Annotated in this window: 16 protein-coding genes; 8 read left to right on the top strand and 8 right to left on the bottom strand. The window is 66.8% G+C overall.

Annotation, left to right across the window (positions count from 1 at the left end; translation table 11 throughout):
• Positions 1 to 2: 2 nt before the first annotated feature.
• The 3 genes from AC07X6_RS27770 to AC07X6_RS27760 are packed head-to-tail and all read left to right on the top strand — an operon-like array spanning position 3 to position 2307.
• Positions 3 to 338 carry a DUF3649 domain-containing protein gene (locus AC07X6_RS27770; RefSeq protein ID WP_230539805.1) on the top strand — a complete coding sequence of 112 codons (336 nt, stop codon included), beginning with the start codon at positions 3 to 5 and terminating at the stop codon, positions 336 to 338.
• Positions 335 to 1954, top strand: coding sequence for a PepSY-associated TM helix domain-containing protein (locus AC07X6_RS27765; protein WP_494793105.1), 1620 nt, complete (start codon positions 335 to 337; stop codon positions 1952 to 1954). The genes AC07X6_RS27770 and AC07X6_RS27765 overlap by 4 nt, the downstream gene beginning before the upstream one ends.
• Entirely contained in the window at positions 1954 to 2307 is a 354-nt protein-coding gene (locus tag AC07X6_RS27760; protein WP_230539983.1) for a DUF3325 domain-containing protein, read from the top strand. The genes AC07X6_RS27765 and AC07X6_RS27760 overlap by 1 nt, the downstream gene beginning before the upstream one ends.
• Position 2308: 1 nt before the next feature.
• On the opposite strand, the gene AC07X6_RS27755 is transcribed toward AC07X6_RS27760, so the two are convergent.
• The 6 genes from AC07X6_RS27755 to AC07X6_RS27730 form a co-directional block, all read right to left on the bottom strand.
• On the bottom strand, positions 2309 to 4117 hold the full coding sequence (locus tag AC07X6_RS27755) for a putative bifunctional diguanylate cyclase/phosphodiesterase (protein WP_474292558.1): 1809 nt from the start codon (positions 4115 to 4117) through the stop codon (positions 2309 to 2311).
• Positions 4118 to 4285: 168 nt separating this feature from the next.
• Entirely contained in the window at positions 4286 to 5914 is a 1629-nt protein-coding gene (locus AC07X6_RS27750; RefSeq protein ID WP_494793104.1) for a methyl-accepting chemotaxis protein, read from the bottom strand.
• Positions 5915 to 6082: 168 nt separating this feature from the next.
• The gene (gene xylB / locus AC07X6_RS27745) at positions 6083 to 7564 is read right to left on the bottom strand and encodes a xylulokinase (protein ID WP_494793103.1); all 1482 of its coding nucleotides are present in this window, start codon (positions 7562 to 7564) and stop codon (positions 6083 to 6085) included.
• Positions 7565 to 7707: 143 nt separating this feature from the next.
• On the bottom strand, positions 7708 to 8241 hold the full coding sequence (locus AC07X6_RS27740) for a GNAT family N-acetyltransferase (RefSeq protein ID WP_494793102.1): 534 nt from the start codon (positions 8239 to 8241) through the stop codon (positions 7708 to 7710).
• Entirely contained in the window at positions 8238 to 8756 is a 519-nt protein-coding gene (locus AC07X6_RS27735) for a GNAT family N-acetyltransferase (RefSeq protein WP_494793101.1), read from the bottom strand. Before AC07X6_RS27735 ends, AC07X6_RS27740 begins: the two co-directional genes overlap by 4 nt.
• Before the next feature lie 36 nt (positions 8757 to 8792).
• A complete protein-coding gene (locus tag AC07X6_RS27730) occupies positions 8793 to 10067 on the bottom strand; it encodes an amidohydrolase family protein (protein WP_494793100.1) in 1275 nt (424 codons plus the stop codon).
• Positions 10068 to 10460: 393 nt separating this feature from the next.
• Between AC07X6_RS27730 and phaP the strand changes: the two genes are divergently transcribed.
• From phaP to AC07X6_RS27705, 5 genes are all read left to right on the top strand, one after another.
• The gene (gene phaP / locus AC07X6_RS27725) at positions 10461 to 11375 is read left to right on the top strand and encodes a TIGR01841 family phasin (RefSeq protein ID WP_494793099.1); all 915 of its coding nucleotides are present in this window, start codon (positions 10461 to 10463) and stop codon (positions 11373 to 11375) included.
• A 166-nt stretch (positions 11376 to 11541) separates the two neighbouring features.
• On the top strand, positions 11542 to 13293 hold the full coding sequence (locus AC07X6_RS27720; protein WP_494793098.1) for an ABC transporter ATP-binding protein: 1752 nt from the start codon (positions 11542 to 11544) through the stop codon (positions 13291 to 13293).
• On the top strand, positions 13283 to 15091 hold the full coding sequence (locus AC07X6_RS27715) for an ABC transporter ATP-binding protein (RefSeq protein ID WP_494793097.1): 1809 nt from the start codon (positions 13283 to 13285) through the stop codon (positions 15089 to 15091). Before AC07X6_RS27720 ends, AC07X6_RS27715 begins: the two co-directional genes overlap by 11 nt.
• A 126-nt stretch (positions 15092 to 15217) precedes the next feature.
• Entirely contained in the window at positions 15218 to 16918 is a 1701-nt protein-coding gene (locus tag AC07X6_RS27710) for a methyl-accepting chemotaxis protein (RefSeq protein ID WP_230539815.1), read from the top strand.
• 111 nt (positions 16919 to 17029) lie between these two features.
• Positions 17030 to 19159, top strand: coding sequence for a GGDEF domain-containing protein (locus tag AC07X6_RS27705; RefSeq protein WP_494793096.1), 2130 nt, complete (start codon positions 17030 to 17032; stop codon positions 19157 to 19159).
• A gap of 57 nt (positions 19160 to 19216) precedes the next feature.
• Here AC07X6_RS27705 and AC07X6_RS27700 read toward each other — a convergent pair whose 3' ends face one another.
• Positions 19217 to 19546, bottom strand: coding sequence for a hypothetical protein (locus tag AC07X6_RS27700; RefSeq protein WP_230539816.1), 330 nt, complete (start codon positions 19544 to 19546; stop codon positions 19217 to 19219).
• A 175-nt stretch (positions 19547 to 19721) separates the two neighbouring features.
• Positions 19722 to 20452 (bottom strand): hypothetical protein (locus tag AC07X6_RS27695; protein ID WP_494793095.1); only part of this gene is annotated, 731 nt, incomplete at its 5' end.

Raw genomic sequence — 20452 nt, 5'->3', positions numbered from 1 at the left:
CCATGCAAGCGCCAGCCATCCTTAAAATGCCGCGCCTGCGGCTCTCCGCCGGCGCCGTCTACCGCCTCGGCGTGGCGTCGCGCAGCGTGGCGGCCATCGGCGGCGGCTACGTGCTGGCCGCGCTGGTCACCATGCTGCTGTCGGTGAGCCTGCCCATGGCCCGTTCCGAAGCCGTCATGACGGCCACCCTGCTGTCGTTTGCCATCTACACCTGCGCCGTGATGTGGGTCTTCGCCACGCGCAGCGCCCTGCGCGCCTGGCTCGGGCTCGCAATCCCCGCCGCCGTCATCGCCGCCATCCTGCAGTCGATGGACGCACTCTCCTGGAGTCTCGCATGAAAGAAGGTTTCCGCCAGTCGATGGCATGGCTGCATACCTGGTCCGGCCTGCTCGTCTGCTGGATCTTGCTGCTGGTGTTTTGCGCCGGCACGGCCAGCTACTACCGCAATGAAATCACCTTGTGGATGCAGCCCGAATTGCACGGCGCCGCCGCCAGCGACGTGACGACGGAAGTAGCGGCCACCGTCGCGCAACAAGCGATGCAAGAGCGGGCCACGGGCGCCACGCGCTGGTTCATCAGCCTGCCCGGCGAGCGCAATCCGGCCACGCAGCTGGGCTGGAGCAAACCCTCGCAGCCAGGCGAAAAGAAACGCGGGCGGCGCGGCAATTTCCATAGCGAGCAAGCCGACCCGGCCACGGGCGAGGTGCTGTCCAAGCCGCGCGAAACGCGGGGCGGCGAATTCCTCTACCGCCTGCATTTCGACCTGCACTACATGTCGGCCATCTGGGGCCGCTGGATCGTGGGTTTCTGCGCCATGTTCATGTTCGTCTCCATCATCAGCGGCATCGTCACGCACAAGCGCATCTTCAAGGATTTGTTTACCTTCCGGCCGAAAAAGGGCCAGCGCTCGTGGCTCGACGCGCACAACGTGACGGCCGTGCTGGCCCTGCCTTACCACATCATGATCACCTACACGGGCCTGGTCACGTTGATGTTCCTGTACATGCCGTCCGGCGCCACGGCCGCCTACAAGGGTGACAAGGACGCCTTCTTCGCCGAAGCCTTCCCGGGCCGTTCGGGCGACAGCAAGCCGGCCGGCGTGGCTGCGCCCCTGACGCCGCTGGCACCCCTGGTGCGCCAGGCGGAGCAGCACTGGGGCGGCAAGGTCGAACGCATCTCCGTCAACCACCCGGGCGATACCAACGCCACCATCACGCTGTCGCGCGCGTCCGGACGCGACATGTCGTCGAAGCAGCCGTCGATGGAATTCGATGGCGTTTCCGGCAAGCTGCTGGCTACCGACGGCGACGCGCTGCCCGGCGCGGCCGCCACGCACGGCGTGATGTATGGCCTGCACATCGCGCATTTCGGCGGCCCGCTGCTGCGCGCCCTGTTCTTCCTCTCCGGCCTGGCCGGTTGCGCCATGGTCGCCACGGGCGCCCTGCTGTGGGCCGTCAAGACGCGCCAGAAGCAGGCCAAGGCGCTGGCCGCCGGCAAGCGCGCCAGCTTCGGCCTGCGCCTGGTGGAAGCGCTCAACATCGGCGCCATTGCGGGCATCCCGATCGCCTTCGGCGCCTACTTCTGGGCCAACCGCCTGCTGTCGGTGACGATGGAAGAGCGGGCGAAAGAAGAAATCGCCTGCTTCTTCGGCGCCTGGGCCCTGGCCGCCATCATCGCCCAGCTGCGCCCCTCGCGCGCCATGTGGCGCATGCAGCTGGCCGCCGGCGCCTTCCTGCTGGCGTCCCTGCCCGTGCTGAACATGTTCACCAGCGATGCACACCTGGGCGTGACCCTGTTCCTGGGGCGCGGCCCCGTGGCGGTGGCCGCTTTCGACCTGGTGGTGCTGGTGCTGGGCCTGGGCCTCGCGTATGCGGCGTTCAAATTGAAACCGCTGCCCGTGAAGGCGGCCAAGGCGGCACCCGTAAAACCGGCGCCAACGATGGAGGCCGCGTGATGGAATTACTAGCCAATTTCCTCGTCTTCGCCCTGTGCTATGCGGGCCTGTCCGCACTGTGCCTGGCGATGGACCGCCACTACGCCGATCTGCACGGACGCGGCGCCGAACCGCCCGCCCCGCTGCGCCGCCGCTTGCAATGGACCGGCTGGCTGGCGCTGGCGGCGGCCCTGGCCTGGGCCATGCACATCGCCGGCGGCGGCTACGGCCTCGTCTACTGGGTCGGCAGCCTGACGGGCTGCGGCTTGCTGCTGATCTGGCTGCTGCCCTACGCCCCCCACCAGGCCATGCGCCTGGCGCGCATGATCGGCGTGGCGGCCGTGCTGGCCGCCGTCGCGCTGGCCATTCTGTGAACTACGCCGGGGCGCCGCACCTGAGCAGCGCCTCGACGCCTTCAGGCCCCATGGCGCGGCCGAGAAAATAGCCAAACGCCTCGTCGCAGCCCATCTCGGCCAGCAGCTCCAGCTGCTCGCCGCTTTCCACGCCGCCGGCGATGGTGCGCAGTCCCAGCGTGCGCGCCATGGCCACGATGGCGCGCACCATGGCGCCGTCGCCGCCCGGCTTGCCCACGTCGTCGACGAAGCACTTTTCGATCTTCACGGCATCCGTGGGGAAGCGTTTCAGGTAATTGAGCGACGCATCGCCCGTGCCGAAATCGCTGATGGCAATCGCCATGCCCAGCTGGCGGAACTGGCGCAGTATCAGTTCGCAGTTCTGGTTGCGGTCGATCAGGATGCCGGCGGCGATTTCCAGTTCGATGCAGTGCCCCGGCACGCCGGCCGCTTCCAGTGCGGCGGCAAAATTGCGCGCGATATCGCGCTGGTAGAACTGGCGCGCCGACAGGCTGACGGACACCGTCAGCATCTGCCCCTGCGCGATCCAGCTGCGCGCCTGTTGCACCGCCGTGGCCATCACCCACGCCCCCACCGGCAGGATCAGGGCGCTTTCCTCCAGCACCGGTAGAAAGTCGAGCGGCATCATCAGGCCCAGTTCCGGGTGCTTCCAGCGCAGCAGCGCCTTCACGCCCGTGATCCTGCGCGTCTTCAGGTCCATGCGCGGCTGGTAGTACAGCGCGAATTCGTTGCGTTCGAGTGCATGGCGCAGGGCCGTCTCGAGGATGGTGCGCGAGTATGTTTGCGTCTGCATGCGCGCGGCGTAGCGCAGACAGGTGCCCGGCGCATGGCGCTTGGCCGCATACATGGCTAGGTCGGCCTTTTCGATCAGCGCATTGACGTCGTCGTCGTCGTCCGGGTACAGGGCCACGCCCACGCTGGCCGCCACCGACAGGCTGTATTCGCCGATGACGAAGGGGGCGGCGATGGCGCCGACGATCTTTTCGGCCACCCGCTCGGCATCGTGCGCCGTGCGCAATTCCGTCAGCAGGATGATGAATTCATCGCCGCCCTGGCGCGCCACCGTGTCGACCTTGCGCACGCACTGCTGCACCCGGCGCGCGAACTCCGTCAGCACCTGGTCGCCCACGTCGTGCCCCAGGCTGTCGTTGATGGATTTGAAGCGGTCGATGTCGACGAACAGCACGGCCAGCAAAGCCTGGTGGCGGCGCGCATAGGCGATGCCGTGCTCGAAGCGGATCTGGAAATGCAGGCGGTTCGGCAAGCCCGTCAAGCCGTCGTGGTGGGCGATGAATTCCAGCTGCTGCTCGGCGCGCCGGCGGGCCGACACATCGTGCAGCAGCAGCACCGCGCCGCCCTGCGCCAGCGGCGCGCAGCTGTACTGCACGTCGATGCGCTTGCCGTCGAGAGGACGCAGCAGCACGGCGCCGCGCGCCACCTCCAGCACTTCCTGGCGCGCCACGCAGTCGCGCACCTGGCGCGCCGCGTCGATGGGCGTGCCGTCGTGGAACAGCGGCAGCAGCCCGGTCACGGGCTGGCCCAGGCCATCGTCGCCCAGCAGCCCGCCCATGGCGCTGGCGCGGGGATTCAGGTACTGCACCATGCCATCGTGGTCGGTGCCGATGACGGCGGCCGGCAGCGCATGCAGCAGCGCCAGCGCCTCTGCCATGCGCTGCGCCTGGGCCGCCTGCAGCACCGCGCCGGTCGCATGGCGCATGCGCCACATGCGCGCCGTCTGCCACTGGCAGGCCAGCAGCACGCTCAGCATCACGGCCAGGGTCAGGCACAGCGCCAGCAGCAGCGCCGTCATGCGTCACCCGGCAGGCGGAAAGTACGGGACATGGTTTTCCTTTGCAACGCGCGCCATGCGGCCGGGCGCAGATCCATGCGGAAAGGAAATAGTATAAGAATTTCGGCAAGAATTTTGCCTGATGAAGCGCCGCTTGACTGGCATCAAGCGGCGCTGGGCACGCCCGCCTCAGGCCAGCGACAGCCTGCGGGCCTGCGCGGCGCCAGCCGGTACGGCCACGCCGGGCGTCCCGTGCAGCTGGAAGATGCTGACGGCATCGGCCAGGCTGGCCGCCTGCTGCTGCAGCGCATCCGCGGCGGCGGCGGCCTGCTCCACCAGCGCCGCGTTCTGCTGCGTCACGCCATCCATCTGGCTGATGGCGATGCTAATCTGTTCGATGCCGTCGCGCTGCTCCACGCTGGCCACGGCGATTTCGCCGATGATGGCGTTCACGCGCTGCACGCTGCTCACCACGTCATCCATCGTGCGCCCCGCCTGGCTGGCCAGCACGCTGCCCTCTTCCACCGTGCGCACGGATTCGCCGATCAGCTGCTTGATTTCCATGGCCGCCGCGGCCGAGCGGTGCGCCAGGCTGCGCACCTCGGTAGCGACGACGGCGAAACCGCGTCCCTGCTCGCCCGCGCGCGCCGCTTCCACCGCCGCATTCAGGGCCAGGATATTCGTCTGGAAGGCGATGCCGTCGATGACGGCGATGATGTCGACGATGCGTTTGGAGGAGGCATTGATATGGCTCATGGTCTGCACCACCTGCGCCACGGCCGCGCCGCCGCGCTGCGCCACGTCGGATGCGCCGCCGGCCAGCTGGCGCGCCTGGTCGGCGTTGTCGTTATTCTGCCGCACGGTGGACGTCAGCTCGATCATCGAGGCGGCCGTCTGTTCCAGCGAGCTGGCTTGCTCTTCCGTGCGCGAGGACAGGTCCATATTGCCGCTGGCGATCTCGCCTGACGCCGTGGCGATGGCATCCGTGCCGGTGCGCACCCGTCCCACGATGGCCGCCAGGTTGCCGCTCATGGCTTTCAGGGCCCGCAGCAGGTCGCCGATTTCATCGCGGCTGCCGTCGGCCACCACGGCGCGCAAGTCTCCCGCCGCCACTTGCTGGGCGATGCCGACGGCCGCGCCCAGCGGCACGGTGATGCTGCGGATCAGCCACCACACGGTGACGCTGCCGACAACGAGCGTCACCAGCACCGTGGCCAGCATGGCGATGCTGGCGCTGCGGTGCGCCGCGTCATCCTGCTCCTTCATCTGCGCCATCAGGCCGTGCGACTGCTTGCCGATGGCCGCGACGATGGCGTCGATCTGGCGCGTCGGTTCGCGGTCCATGCCCTTGACCAGCGCATCGACCGTGTGGGCGCTGTCGGCGCGCGCACCATCATACTTTTGCAGCGCCGCCAGGTAGCTCACGCCCAGCGCGTCGTGCGCCTGCAATGCATGCTCCACGGGCGCCGTGTCGAGCTTCAGCGCCCCCATCATGGCTTGCAGGCTTTTCAATTCCTTGCGCGTCTGCGCGCCGCTGGCGACGAACGCTTCGCGGTAGCGCTGGAAGGCAGCCGCATCGCCGCCGCGCAGCAGGATGTTTTTCCATTCCTGCACCTGGATCTTGAATTCCACCTGCGCGCTGCGCGCCGCGTCGACGGCTTCCGTCAGGGCCACGGCGCGCTGCATGGCGTCCGCGCTGCGCGCGCTGGCCGCGTCGAGCGCGCTCCAGCCGCGCGCGCCGACGAACACCAGCGCAAGAAAGAAGAAGGTGCCCAGCAGACCCAGGCGGATGGAAATTTTCAGGTTCGCGAGTTGCATGTGTTTCTCCCGGCGGCAAGAACAGGATGGCAACAAAGGCGCCGCCAAATCTATCCAATTCTCACCAAAACAAGGAAATCATGCGGCGCGCCCCGTAAAAAACCAAGCAGCGCTTTCGTTAGAGAAATACTTTCAACATAGAAACAACAAATTACAAGGAAAAGTTGACTAAGCAGCCACATCGCCGGCCGCAGCGCCCGCGAACTCCTCGCGCAGCAGCGGATACAAGCGCCGGTAGCGCGCCAGCCGTTCGTCGAGCACGCCGGACGGCTGCGGCGCCACCGTTTCCTGCACGGGCGGGCGCGTGCACACCTGGGCGGGCGGCAAGCCCGTCACCGCCATCTGCGCCAGGCGCGCCGCGCCCAGGGTGCCGCCGGCCACGCCGTGGTCGTGCCGCAGCACGTGCAAGCCCGAGGCGTTCGCGCACAGCTGCGCCCAGAAGCGGCTGCGCGAACCGCCGCCCACGAACGACGCTTCTGTCAGGTGCGTGCCGGCGCCGCGCAGGGCTGCATTGCCGTCGGCCATGGCAAAAGCCACGCCTTCCATCACGCTGTAGGCCAGTTCCGCGCGTCCGTGCTCCGTCGACAGGCCGAAAAACACCCCGCGCGCCGCAGCGTCGTTGTGCGGCGTGCGCTCGCCGCTCAGGTAGGGCAGGAACAGGGGTGCCGTGCGCGCCTCGACGTTTTCCGCCAGCGCCACCAGTTCGCCGATGTCGGACGACTGCGTCAGCCGCGCCACCCAATTCAGGCTGGACGCGGCGCTGAGGATCACGCTCATCTGGTGCCAGCGCCCGGGCAGGCAATGGCAGAACGCGTGCACGCCCTGGCCCGGGTTCGGCGCAAAACCGTCGCTGCCGGCGAACAGCACGCCGGACGTTCCCAGCGACAGCAGGCCCGCGCCCGGCTCCACCACGCCCAGGCCCACGGCCGCCGCCGCGTTATCTCCCGCGCCGCCGGCCAGCAGCACCGTGTGCGCGATGCCCCATTCCTGGCACAGGGAAGACTGTACCTGCGCGGCGGCGGCGCTGCCTTCGACCAGGCGCGGCATGTGTTCACGCGAGAGGCCGGTGGCGGCCAGCATGCGCTCGGACCAGTCGCGTTTGGCCACGTCCAGCCACAGGGTGCCGGAAGCGTCGGACATGTCGGAGACATACTCGCCCGTCAGGCGCAGGGCCACGTAATCCTTGGGCAGCAAGACTTTACTGATGGCGCGGAACAGCGCCGGTTCGTGCTTTTGCAGCCACAGCAGCTTGGGCGCCGTGAAGCCCGGCATGGCCTGGTTGCCCGTGATGGCGCGCGACCCGGGCACCAGCGCTTCCAGTTCCGCGCATTCGGCGGACGCGCGCGTGTCGTTCCACAGAATCGCCGGGCGCAGCACGCGCTGCCGCTCGTCGAGCAGGGTGGCGCCATGCATCTGGCCCGACAGGGCGATGCCGCGCAAGCCGGAAAACGCCAGCGGCTGGGCGCTGCGGATGGCGGCGATCACGTCCAGCGTGGCCTGCCACCAGTGTTCGGGATGCTGTTCCGACCAGCCGGGATGGGGACTCGACACGCGCAGGGCCACGCCGCTGCTGGCGAGGATGGTCTGCGCGTCATCGGTGAGGATGGCCTTGACTTCGGAAGTGCCGATATCGATGCCGAGATAGGTCACGATGGTTCCATGAAAAGTGTATGGGCGGCCGCGTGCGGCGGCGATGTCACGCTATGGTAAGCGCCCGGCGCCGCCGGCAGCGGGCTTTTCCGCATACTTTTCCCCGCTTTGCCGGTACGCGCCGGCCAAGCTAGCCAAGCAATCTAGCCATGCTGGCGGAAATCGCGGCGGTAGACATTCGTATCCTTGCCGTCCGGCTGGCGCCGCGTAAAGCGTTCGAAGCGCAGTCCCAGCTTGTTGAGCAGATTGATCGACGCCTGGTTCTGCAGCGAGGTGATGCCGTACAGCGTGGGCAGGCGCAGCACGTGCTGGGCATGCCGCACGATGGCCGCCGTTGCTTCCCAGGCATAGCCCTGGCCCCAGTAGGCGGGACGCATGGCGTAGCCGATATCGGGGCCGGGCAGGCTGTCGCGGCGCACCAGGCCGGCCATGCCCACGGGCGCGCCATCGCTGCGCCGCTCGACGATGTACAGGCAGTCGCCATGCGCGCGGAACTGCGCCATCGGTCCCGACTCCAGCGCGGCGCGGGCCGCTTCCAGGGTGTGGATGTTGCGCTGGCCGATGTTGGCGATCCACGACGGGTCGTTGACCAACTCCATGTAGAAGGCCGCATCGTCCAGGGTGGCCGTGCGCAGGAGCAGACGGGACGTCTCGATCACAATGACGGCGCCGCTCATACCGGCCACTGCATCGGGTCGGTCAACAGCTGGTACATCACGTAGGCGTCGACATAGCCCAGCTGCGCATGGCGGTAGGCCAGCGGCAGGGTGGCGACCACCGTGAAGCCCAGCTTTTTCCACAGGGTGACGGCGGCCAGGTTGGTGCTGACGACGAAGTTGAACTGCATCGCCAGGTAGCCCGCGCGGCGCGCTTCTTCCATGCAGTGCACGCCCATCAGGCGGCCCACGCCCACGCCCTGCGCGGCCGGATCGACCATGAACGAGGCATTGGCCACGTGCGATCCATGGCCCGGCTGGTTCGCCACCAGCTTGTACATGCCCAGCAGGCGCTCGCTGCCCATCACGGCGACAAAGCTTTGCACGCCGGGGCCGAACCAGTAGGCGTGGCACTCTTCGCGCGTAGTATCGGCGGGGAAGGTGTAAGTGTCGCCGCCGGCCACCAGGGTCTGGAAGATCGGCCACATGGCGTCGAAATCGGCTTCGTTGGCCGGGCGGATATCAATTTCTTTCAAGGCGGTGCTCCCGATAACAAGTGATGGCCGATTGTATCAGCGCCCCAGGCGAAAGTTCACACTCTCGGGCCGCCCCGGCAGGTGCAGGCGCGATTGCGCGCGCGGCGCCTCGCTGACGACTTTCCCGCGCCGCAGCACCAGACGCCGCGCCGCGCGCAGGCGCAGCGCTTCCACGGTGCTGCCGCAATCGAGGATCAGCAAGTCCGCATGGCAGCCGGGCGCGATGCCGTAGCCGTCCAGGCCCAGGATGGTCGCCGGCGTCTCGGTGACCGCCAGGAAGCACTCGTGCATGGCTTGCTGGCCCGTCATCTGCGCCACGTGCAGTCCCATGTGCGCCACTTCCAGCATGTCGCCCGAACCGAGGCTGTACCACGGGTCCATCACGCAATCGTGGCCGAAGGCGACGGGAATGCCGGCGGCCAGCATCTCGGGCACGCGCGTCATGCCGCGCCGCTTCGGATACGTGTCGTGACGCGCCTGCAGGGTGATGTTGATGAGGGGGTTGGCAATGGCCGCCACGCCCGCCTCGCGGATCAGGGGCAGCAGCTTGCTCACATAATAATTGTCCATCGAGTGCATGGAGGTCAGGTGCGAGCCCGTCACCCTGCCCTGCATGCCAAGGCGCTGACTGTGGAAGGCCAGGGTTTCGATGTGGCGCGACAGCGGGTCGTCCGACTCGTCGCAATGCATGTCGACCATCAGCCCCCGCTCGCAGGCAAATTCGCACAGCAGGCGCACGGATTCCGCGCCATCGGCCATGGTGCGCTCGAAATGCGGGATGCCACCGACCACGTCGACGCCCATGCCGATCGCGCGCTTTAAATTATCGAAGGCGCCGGGACTGCGCAGGATGCCGTCCTGCGGGAAGGCCACCAGTTGCAGGTCGAGATACGGCGCCACTTGCCGCTTGACGTCGAGCAGCGCCTCGACGGCCAGCAGGCGCGGGTCGCAGATGTCCACGTGCGAGCGGATGGCCAGCAGTCCGCGCGCCACGGCCCAGTCGCAATACTGCAGCGCGCGCTCCACCAGCGCGTCCTGCGTCAGCTGCGGCTTCAGCTCGCCCCACAGGGCAATGCCTTCGAGCAAGGTGCCGGAGGCATTCACGCGCGGCAAGCCGTAGCTGAGCGTGGCGTCCATGTGGAAGTGGGCGTCGACGAAGGGCGGCGTGACGAGGTCGCCGGCGGCGTCGATCTCTTGCGCACCCGTCACGGGCAAGACGGGGCCGACGGCGGCGATGCGGCCGCCCTCGATGGCGATATCGATGGCGCGGCGCCCGTCGGGCAGGCTGGCATTGCGGATGACAAGGTCCATGCGGACACTCCTTCGGTTGACTACGGTATCGGGTGCTTCCAGTGCATTGTCAGCTTATCTTCCTCAAGGATGCTGCAGTGCACGAATATAGTCACTGGCAAAAGCGTAGCCATAGATTTCATGACAACGCTTTGCGCGCGCGCAAACTTCCTGCAAATGCTGCCAGGCGCATGAATACATGCGAACATGCAGAAAACACGCGGTGCACGCCCTTGAGAAAATAGCTTTCAACTAACTCGAATCACCGCTAGAATATTCATATTGCGTTGCATCATAATCAGTCCATGTTTAGCTGTTCAGCACGCTACCCATTTTACAAAACGCGGCCAACTCTGGTTTTCGGGATTTTGCAGAGCGTTTTGCCAGCATTTTAATCCGTACAAAGGAGTAAATATGTTTCCGCTTCCAGAACACATTTCCAGCGCCGCCAAGTCGCAACTGGAAAACCAGCTGCAAATCTTCAGCCTTCTGACCAGCAAAGTCTTTGAAAGCGCCGAGAAAATCATCGCGCTGAACCTGAACGCCGGCAAGGCCGCCATCTCGCAGACGGCAGAAACGGCCCAGCACCTGCTGGTCACGCAGGATCCGCGCGACTTCTTCAGCTACAGCACCAGCCAGGCGCAGCCGAATATCGCTAGCGTGCTGGCCTACAGCCGCCAGCTGTTCGGCATCGCCTCGGGCACCCAGGCGGAATTGCTGGCCTCGGCCAAGGCCCGCCTCGATGCGGCCGCCCCTGCCGTCGCTCCGGCCCCTGCTCCTGCCGCAGCCAAGCCCGCGCTGGCCGTCGCCCCGCCCGCACCTGCACCAGCGCCGACGCCGGCAGCGGCACCTGCCCCCGTTGCCGCCAAGCCTGCCGAAGTAGCCAAACCGGCCGAAGTAGCCAAGCCGGCCGCCAAGGCCGCGCCAGCCCCCGCTCCTGTAGCCGCGCCGGCAGCCAAGCCAGCGGCAGCGCCTGCCAAGGTTGCCGAGAAGGTTGCCGACAAGCCTGCCGTGAAAGCCGTGGAAGCCAAGCCGGCGGCCAAACCGGCAGCCAAGCCGGAAGCGGCCAAGCCCGCACCGGCTCCTGCCGCAGCACCAGCGAAAGCGGCCGCGGCCGCGCCAGCCCCCGCCAAGCCGGCCGCGAAATCATTTCCTACGAGCAAACCGGCCGCCAAGCCGGCCAGCGCCGCCGGCAAGACCGTGGCCAGGGCCGCCGTGAAGCACGCCCCTGCGCCGGCGGCCAAGGCGGCAGCCAAGGCAGCGCCCAAGGGCACGCCATCGAAGCAGCTCGACATGCTGGGCGGCGGCAAGGGCAGCGGCCGCAAGTAAGCCTCCTGCACGGCAGTGACGCAGCAAAACAACGGGCTACGGCCCGTTTTTTGCGTGCCCGTCCACAGCGCGCTTTTCCGCCTTGTTGTATCCTACGCGTACTTTTCCGTCCGCGTGCCCGTCCTTCCGCCCCGCGACACCCCATTACTCAAAACAAAAGGTAACCATGAGTTTATCGAGGCTCATCGCCGGCTTCGTGCGTCAGCATTGGCCGGCGTATGCCGCCGCCGCCGTCATGCTGACCGGCGTGGCAACACTGACCGTCTGGATCCCGCGCCGCGTGGGCGCCATCATCGACGCCCTGGCCGCGCACCGCATGACGGCCGCCGAACTGTGGCTTGAGCTGCTGACCCTGCTCGCCGTCGGCGTCGTCATCTACTTCCTGCGCGTGGGCTGGCGCATCACCCTGTTCAAGGCCGCCTACCAGCTGGGCGTGATGCTGCGCACGCGCTTCTACACGCGCATGTCGCAGCAGGGCGCGTCGTTCTACCAGAACCAGCGCACGGGCGACCTGATGGCGCTGGCGACGAACGACATCGACGCCATCGAAATGGCCGCCGGCGAAGCCATGCTGGCCGGTTTCGACGGCACTTTGACCCTGCTGATGGTGCTCGGCATCATGCTGCTGGGCGTGGACTGGCGCCTGGCCTGCATCGCCCTCTTGCCCTTCCCGCTGATGGGACTGGCCTTCTGGCGCATTTCCAGCCATATCCACACGGCGTCGACGGATTCCTTGAAGCGCTTTTCCGCGCTGAACGACCATGTGCAAGAGTCCTTGTCGGGCGTGCGCACCCTGCGCGCGCTGGGCCTGGAAGAGCGCAGCAGCGCGCAGTTTTCCACCCTGGCCGGCCACGCGGCCAACGCCAGCCTGACGGCGCAGCGCTGGGAAGCGGCGTATGAACCGGCCGTGGGCCTGACCCTGACGGCCGCCACGGCGCTGACGCTGGGCCTGGGCGGCTACCTCGTGTGGCAAGACCAGCTGACCATCGGCGCGCTGACGAGCTTTTCCATGTACCTGGGCCAGCTGATCTGGCCCATGTTCGCCGCCGGCTGGGTGCTGTCGTTGATCGAACGGGGCCGCGCCGCCTGGCAGCGCCTGCAGCCCATGTTAGATGCGCCGCTGGCCATCGACGACCATGGCAGCATCGCCACGCTGACGCCCGGCCCCCTGCAATTGCAGGACATCGGCTTTGCGTATGCGGGCCAGACGGCGCCCGCGCTGTCCGGCATCTCGTTGCTGTTGCAGCCGGGCCAGACCCTGGGCCTGGTCGGTCCCACGGGCAGCGGCAAGTCGACCCTGCTGCGCGTGCTGCTGCGCCAGGTCACGCCCCAATCGGGCAAGGCCACGTGGAACGGCCAGCCGCTGGACGCCTACACCCTGCATGCGCTGCGCGCGGCCATCAGCTGGGTGCCGCAGGAGTCGTTCCTATTCTCCGCCACTATCGCCGACAATATCGCGCTGGCCCGCCCCGGCGCCACGCGCGAAGAAGTGGAACGGGCGGCGCAGCTGGCCGATATCCACGCCGATATTTTGCAGTTCCCGGACGGTTATCAAACGCACGTGGGCGAAAAAGGCATCACCCTGTCCGGCGGCCAGCGCCAGCGCGTGGCGATTGCCCGGGCCCTGCTGGCCGACAACGGCCTGCTGCTGCTCGACGATGCCTTATCCGCCGTCGATACGGGCACGGAAACGCGCATCCTGCAGCACCTGGAGGAATTGCGCCGCAAGCGCCCCGAGCGCAGCGCCATCATCGCCAGCCACCGCCTGAGCGCCGTCGTCAACGCGGACCTGATCCTGGTGCTGCGCGACGGCCACGTCACGGAAACGGGCAACCACGACGCGCTGATGCAGCGCGACGGCTGGTATGCCAGCCAGTGGCGCTATCAACAACTGGAGGCCAGCCTCGATGCCATCTAAGAACGACCAAGCCACCACCGCCACGCCATCCGTGCGCCGCCAGGCCGCGCAAGCCGTCGGCCTGCTGCGCCGCGCCGCCGCGCCCGACCTGCGCCATTTATATTGGGCCACGTTCTGGCTGATTCTCGCCGCCGCCCTGGAAGTCACGGGTCCCATTTTAGGCAAGGCCCTGATCGACCAGCACTTGCTGCCGCGCAACCTTGACTGGACGCGCATGTCCCTGCTGCTGGGCGGCTGCCTGCTGACGGGCTGGGTCGCGTCAGGCCTGCGCTATTTGCAGCTGGTACGCCTGTCCGGCCTGGCCATGCGCTCGGTGCAGCGCCTGCGCGAAACCGTCTACCAGCACGTGCTGCGCCTGCCGATGAGTTTTTTCGACCGCGCCATCACGGGCCAGCTGGTCAGCCGCGTCACCAACGACACGGAAGCGGTGAAATCGCTGTACGTGCAGGTGCTGTTCGTCATCCTCGACAGCTCCATCGTGCTGGTCGGCACCATGGCCGCCATGGCCTTCCTCGACTGGCGGCTGATGCTGATCGTGCTGGCCCTGCTGCCGGCCGTGCTGCTCATCGTCTTTTTGTACCAGCGCTGGAGCGCGCCGGCTGTCACGCGCGCGCGCGCCCTGCGCAGCGAGATCAACGGGCAGATCGCCGAATCGATCGGCGGCATGAGCGTGCTGCAGGCGAATAACGCGGAAAAGCGCTTCGGCGCGCGCTTCACGGGCATCAACCAGGACCATTACACGGCGCGCATGCAGGAATTGCGCGCCAACGCCTGGCTGCTGCGCCCCGCGCTCGACATGCTCAACATCGTGCTGCTGGCCGTCGTCATCTTCAGCTTCGGCCGGCGCGAGTTGGGCGCCGTGGAAGTGGGCGTGCTGTACGCGTTCATCAGCTACATCGCGCGCGTGATCGAACCCTTGATCCAGATCACCATGCAGTTCAGCCAATTGCAGCAATCTGTGGTGGCGACGGCGCGCGTCTCGGCCCTGCTCGATGAAGCGCAGGCGCTCGAACACGCGCCCGGCAAAGCCGCGCCGGCGGCACGCCATGGCGCGCATGACGGCAACACGCCCGCCGTGGACATCGCGCGCCTGACGTTTGCGTATGTGGAAAACCAGCCCGTGCTGCACGAGCTGTCGCTGAGCATTCCCCAGGGCGCCTTCTTCGGCATCGTCGGCCACACGGGCAGCGGCAAGTCGACCCTGCTCTCGCTGCTGCTGCGTTTCTACCCCGTCACGCAGGGCAGCATCGCCATCAATGGCGTGCCCCTCGACAGCATCGACAACGAGCAGTTCCGCGCCGACGTGGGCCTGGTACCGCAAGACCCGTTCCTGCTGGCCGCCTCGGCGCGCGAAAACATCGACATGGGCCGCGGCTACACGCAGGCACAGATCGAGACGGCGGCGCGCGCCGCGCATGCGCACGACTTCATCGCCGCGCTGGAACACGGCTACGACACGCCGCTGGGCGAAGGCGGTTCGCGCCTGTCGTCGGGGCAGAAGCAGCTGATCGCGATTGCCCGCGCGCTGGCCGGCCAGCCGCGCATTTTGCTGCTGGACGAAGCGACCTCGCGCATCGATAGCCAGACGGAGCAGATCGTGCAGACGGCCCTCAATGAATTGCGCGGCAAGGTCACCATCATCGCCATCGCCCACCGCCTGTCGACCATCCGCGAAGCGGACCGGATCATCGTGCTCAACCATGGCCGCATCACGGAAGCGGGCCCGCACGACAGCCTGATGCAGATCGAAGGCGGCCTGTACCAGCGCCTGTATCTGCTGCAGCAACTGGCAGTCTGATAGGCACGGGGCGCCGTTGCATGGCGCCACTTTTTTTCTGTACGGCATTAGAAATGCCGTACAGACGGGAGTATATTCATCTGGCGGGCAGCGCCGACGGCCCCAACCACACTTCCGGGGGGCACCATGCGCAGCAAACTGTCGATCAAGAATATCTTCACCGCCATTTTTCTGCTCAGCCTGGCGCTCTCCGTCATCAGCCTGTGGGCGCTGTTCCGCGTGGCGGGCAAGCAGGCCGAGGCGAACCGCGTCACGGAAACGCGCTACCAGTCCTACCTGCTGGCAGACGAACTGCGGCAAAGCTCGGACGACCTGACGCGGCTGGCCCGCACCTACGTCGTCACGGGCGACGCCAGGTATGAGCAGCAATATCTGGACATCCTCGACATCCGCAACGGCAAGAAACCGCGCCCCGACCATTACGAACGCATCTACTGGGACTTCGTGGCGGCGGGCATGCCCGTGCCCGCGTCGACGGGCCCCGCCGTGCCCCTGGCCGAGCTGATGCGCAAAGCCGGCTTCAGCGAGCAGGAATTCGCCAAACTGCAGGAGGCCCAGGCCAATTCCGACGGCCTGGTCAAGACCGAGGTGATCGCCATGAACGCCGTCAAGGGTCTGTTCGACGATGGCAGCGGCAACTTTACCAAGAAGGGGCCGCCGGACCCGGAAATGGCCCGCACCATCATGCATGATGCCGCCTACCACAGCAACAAGGGCAAAATCATGCAGCCAGTGAATGAATTCCTCACGCTGCTCGACCAGCGCACGAGCACAGCCGTGCAGACGGCGATGAGCGGCACCATGGCCGCCTACTCCGTCACGGTCGGCGTGCTGCTGGTGTCGGTGATGGTCTCGCTGCTGTGCCTATTCCTCGTGTACCGCCACATCAAGCGCAGCCTGGACCAGGCGATCGCCACGGCGCAATTGATCGCCGGCGGCGACCTGAGCATCGACGCCGTCATCGAAAGGGCCGACGAAATCGGCGTGCTGCTGCACGCGATGAACACCATTAACGCCAACCTGACGGGGCTGATAGGCGATATCCGCAGCAGCACCGGCGAAATGTCGGTGGCCACGCACGAAATCGCGCTGGGCAATGCCGACCTGTCGGCGCGTACTGAAGCGCAAGCCAGTTCCCTCGAAGAAACGGCCAGTTCGATGGAAACGCTGACGGCGACGGTGCGGCAAAACGCCAGCAACGCCGGCGAGGCGAACCAGCTGGCCGCCACCGCCTCGGCCGTCGCCGTGCAGGGCGGCGCCGTCGTCGCCCAGGTGGTCAGCACGATGGGCGCGATCAAGGAAAGTTCCAGCCAGATCGCCGACATCATCGGCGTCATCGACGGCATCGCCTTCCAGACGAATATCCTGGCACTGAACGCGGCCGTCGAGGCGGCGCGGGCCGGCGAACAGGGGCGCGGCTTCGCCGTCGTCGCCGGCGAGGTGCGCAGCCTGGCTCACCGCAGCGCTGCCGCCGCGCAGGAAATCAAGACCCTGATCGGCGCCTCCGTGGAACGGGTCGACGCCGGCAGCAAGCTCGTCGACGAGGCGGGGCGCACCATGGCGCTGGTGGTGGAATCGATCCAGAAGGTGGCCGCCATCATGAGCGAGATCACCAGCGCCAGCCACGAGCAAAGCGCGGGGATCAGCGAGGTCAACCAGGCCGTCACGCAGATGGACAACATCACGCAACAGAACGCCGCCCTGGTCGAGCAGGCGGCGGCCGCTGCCGAGAGCCTGCAGGAACAGGCGCAAGCCCTGATCACGGCCGTCGCCATCTTCCGCCTGAAGGGCAGCGCGCCAGGCCCGGCGGCCCTGGCCCTGCGCTGAAGCGCAGCCAAAGTGTGCATTTTCGCAAAAATCTGCACATGCCATGATATTTCTTGATTGCAACATCATATAATCGCTGCAGACAAGCATGGTCATTGCGGGGGCGGGACGTTGGCAGGCAGACAGAAACGGGCATCATGGGGCAAGGCGCATTGGCTGCTGGCATTGGCCTGCCTGCTGCCGCCCGCCGCCCATGCCCAGGCCGGCAACCTTGAGCAGCATATCGCCGCCGTGCGCGAGGATGGCCGCTTCGTGCCCGCGCGCGCCCTGCAGCGCCTGCAAGAGGTGGAAACGCAGGCGCGCAGCGCCCCCCTGCCCGTACGCGCGGAATTCCTTACCCAGCTGAGCAACGCCCGCATGCGCCTGGGACAGAACGACCTCGCCATGCAGCTGGCCGAAGAGCTGATCGGCTATGCCCGCATGAACAAGAGCGACGTGGCACTGGCGAAAGGCATACTCTGCAAGGCCTACATCACGTTCGCCATGAACGAACGCCGCGCCTCGCACCTGCTGGCCTTCGAAGCGGAACGCATCGCCAACCGCACGGACGACTTGCCCGTGCGCGTGCAGGCGACCATCAGCGCGGGCCAGTCCTGGGCCGAGGAAGGCAATTTTCCGTTCGCGCTGGCCAAGCTGCAGGCGGCCGTCGACCTGGCGCGCCAGAGCAATTCCCCCTCCAGTCTGGCCGCCGCCCTGAATGCCCTCACCCTGCTGTACACGCAGATGCGCGAATACGACAAGGGCTTCGAGGTGCTCGACGAGCTGCTGGCCGTATCAGGCACGCTGGCATCGCCGGGCCGCATGGCGCAGGCCAAGAATACGGAATACGGACTGGCGCTCGATGCGCAGCAGCCGCAGCGGGGCCAGCGCGCCCTGCTGGCGGCCCTGGCGCTGGAACGCCAGCTGGACGCGCGCGGCATGGTGGCCGTCACCCTCGTCAATCTGTCGGACAGCTACCTGAAGGAAAACGACTACGCGCGCGCCCTGCGCTACGCGAATGAAGCCATCACGGCGGGGCGCCTGGTCAACAACGAGCAGGTGGAGGCGACGGCGCGCCTGAACATCGGCCAGGCGCTGATCGGCCAGGGACGCTTGCAGGAAGGCAAGCAAAGCGTGGCCACGGGCCTGGCCTACTACGAACGCACGGCCAACCAGCCGGATATGCAGGCCGTGCTGCTGGAATACGGCACGGCGCTGGAAAAGGCGGGCGACCTGCGCGGCGCCGTCACGGCCTACCACCGCGAGCGGAGCATTTCCAACCAGCTGTTCGAGAAACAGCGGCAGAAGGCCGTGTATGAATTACAAGAAAAATATGAGGCGGAAAAGAAACAGCGCCAGATCGAGCTGCTGAGCCGCGAAAATCAGCTGAAAAGCAGGGAAATCGACAACCGCCGCCTGCAGCAGCGCGTGTGGTGGCTGCTGGCGCTGGTGCTGGCGATGGCGTCCGTCATCGTCGGATTGCTGTACCGCAAGGTGCGCCACGCGAACGTGCAGCTGAAGGTGAAAAACCAGGAACTCAAGCGCCAGAGCTCGCGCGACCCGCTGACGGCCCTGTACAACCGCCGCCACTTCCAGGAATTCATGCGCAGCCATGCGGGCAAGCCGCAGCAGACGCACACGGGCAGCGACGTGGTGGGCGCGCTGTTCCTGCTCGATGTCGACCATTTCAAGCACATCAACGACCGCTATGGCCATGCGGCGGGCGACCTGGTGCTGACGACGATCGCCGAAACCCTGCATGAAGTGTTGCGCGAAACGGACATGATCGTGCGCTGGGGCGGCGAGGAATTCCTCGCCTTCCTGCCGGCCGTCGCGCGCGACGGGCTCGACGATATCGCGCGGCGCATCCTCAACGGCATGGCGGCGCAACGCATCGACTACCAGGGGCAGAGCATCGAGGTGCACGTGTCCGTGGGCTTTGCGCCCTATCCGCTGGCGCCGCTGGGACGGCCGCTGACGTGGGAACGCAGCGTCAACCTGATCGACATGGCCCTGTACCTGGCCAAGGCGCACGGGCGCAACCGGGCGTATGGCTTGCGCGGTTTCCATCACGTGGAACGCACGACCCTGGAAGCGGTGGAGCAAGACCTGGAACGCGCGTGGCGCGACGGCTATGTCGATTTGAGCGTGGTGCTGGGGGGAACGGACGGGATGGATGGTGCAGGTACTGGGACAGGGACAACGGCGCACGGCAGGCCAGCGGGCGCCAGCGACGGCGTGGCCGCGGCAGCCATCACCTGACGGCTGCCGCCGTGACCGGGCCGGCGGCAGCCGGCCCTGGCGCGCTTATTGCGGTGATTACTTGTGCGCGGCGTCCTGCATTTTTTCGCCGGCTTTTTCCACTTTCTTGCCCACGGCATCGGCCGCTTCGCTCATCTTCTTGTCGGCGTCAGCGGCAACCTGGTCCATCTTGGCGCCCGTATCGGCTGCAGCCTTGCTCACGGCGTCGTCAGCCTTGGTCGCGGCAGCCTTGATGTCGGCTTCAGCCTTGGCAGCGGCCGCATCGATCTTCTGGCCAGCCTGTTCCGCAGGACCGGCGGCGACATCGTCCTTCTTCTGGCAGGCAGCCAGTGCCACAACCATCATCCCGGCGGCACACACGGTCATCCAATTTTTGCTTACTTTCATGATATTCCCTTTCATTGTTATCAAAAGACACAGATCAGTTCGCAATATACACCTGCCTAAAATTTTCTAGCGTGCGCTAACGCACATAAAAACAGGCTTTTGTGGCGTAGTTGTAAGCAATGGTATCTTGACATCGTCATGGCGCCTTGCACGCTGGGCACAATGTTGCTGTGTGCTATTGGCCCGGCGTTGCGTCCAGCAGCGAACGTTCGAGCAATTGCGACAGCGCCGTGCGCAGCGCCTGCGTGCGGGCCGCCAGTTCCGGCCGCTTGTAGCGCTCGGCGGCGATCAGGCTGCTTTCCAGGCAGGTCCGGTCCGATCTGGCCAGGCAGGCGTCGGCTGCATCGAGCTGGGCGCTCGCTTGCGCCACTTTCACCCTGGCGTCGAGTTCCAGCGTGTCGGGATCGTCGCCCCAGCGCTTCACATGCGCGGCCAGGCGCGTGGCGGCCAGGTCCGGCTTGCCCGCGTCGAGCGCCTGGTTGACGCTGCCCTGCAGCGCCAACCACGCCTGCGCCCGCTGCTGTTGCCTGTCGCAGGCGGCGGCGGACTTGGTGATGCTTGCTTGCAAGCGTTTGATCTGCGCGGCGGGCGCCTTGGCGCTTTTCAGCACGGCCAGCGCGCTGCGCGCCCCGTCCAGGTCGCACTGCACCGCCAGCGCAGCGGCGGCCTCGACCTGTTCCGCCACGCTGGCCGGCTTGTCGGCGGGCTTGTTATAAAACCAGATACCGGTCAACACCACGGCCGCCGCGATCCACGTGCGCAAGCGCACGGGCGGGCGCGGCGGCGGCACCGATCCCCTGGCCGCAGGCTTGGCGGGCGGCGCTTTGGCTGGTGCGGATGCCGGTACGGGAGCCGGTGGCGGGACTGGCTGGGGCGCGGAAGCTGGCTGGGGCGCGGGAGGAGGCG

It is taken from the genome of Janthinobacterium sp. GW460-12-1-14-LB5, assembly GCF_059423585.1.
This window is presented reverse-complemented; position numbering and strand designations above follow the sequence as displayed.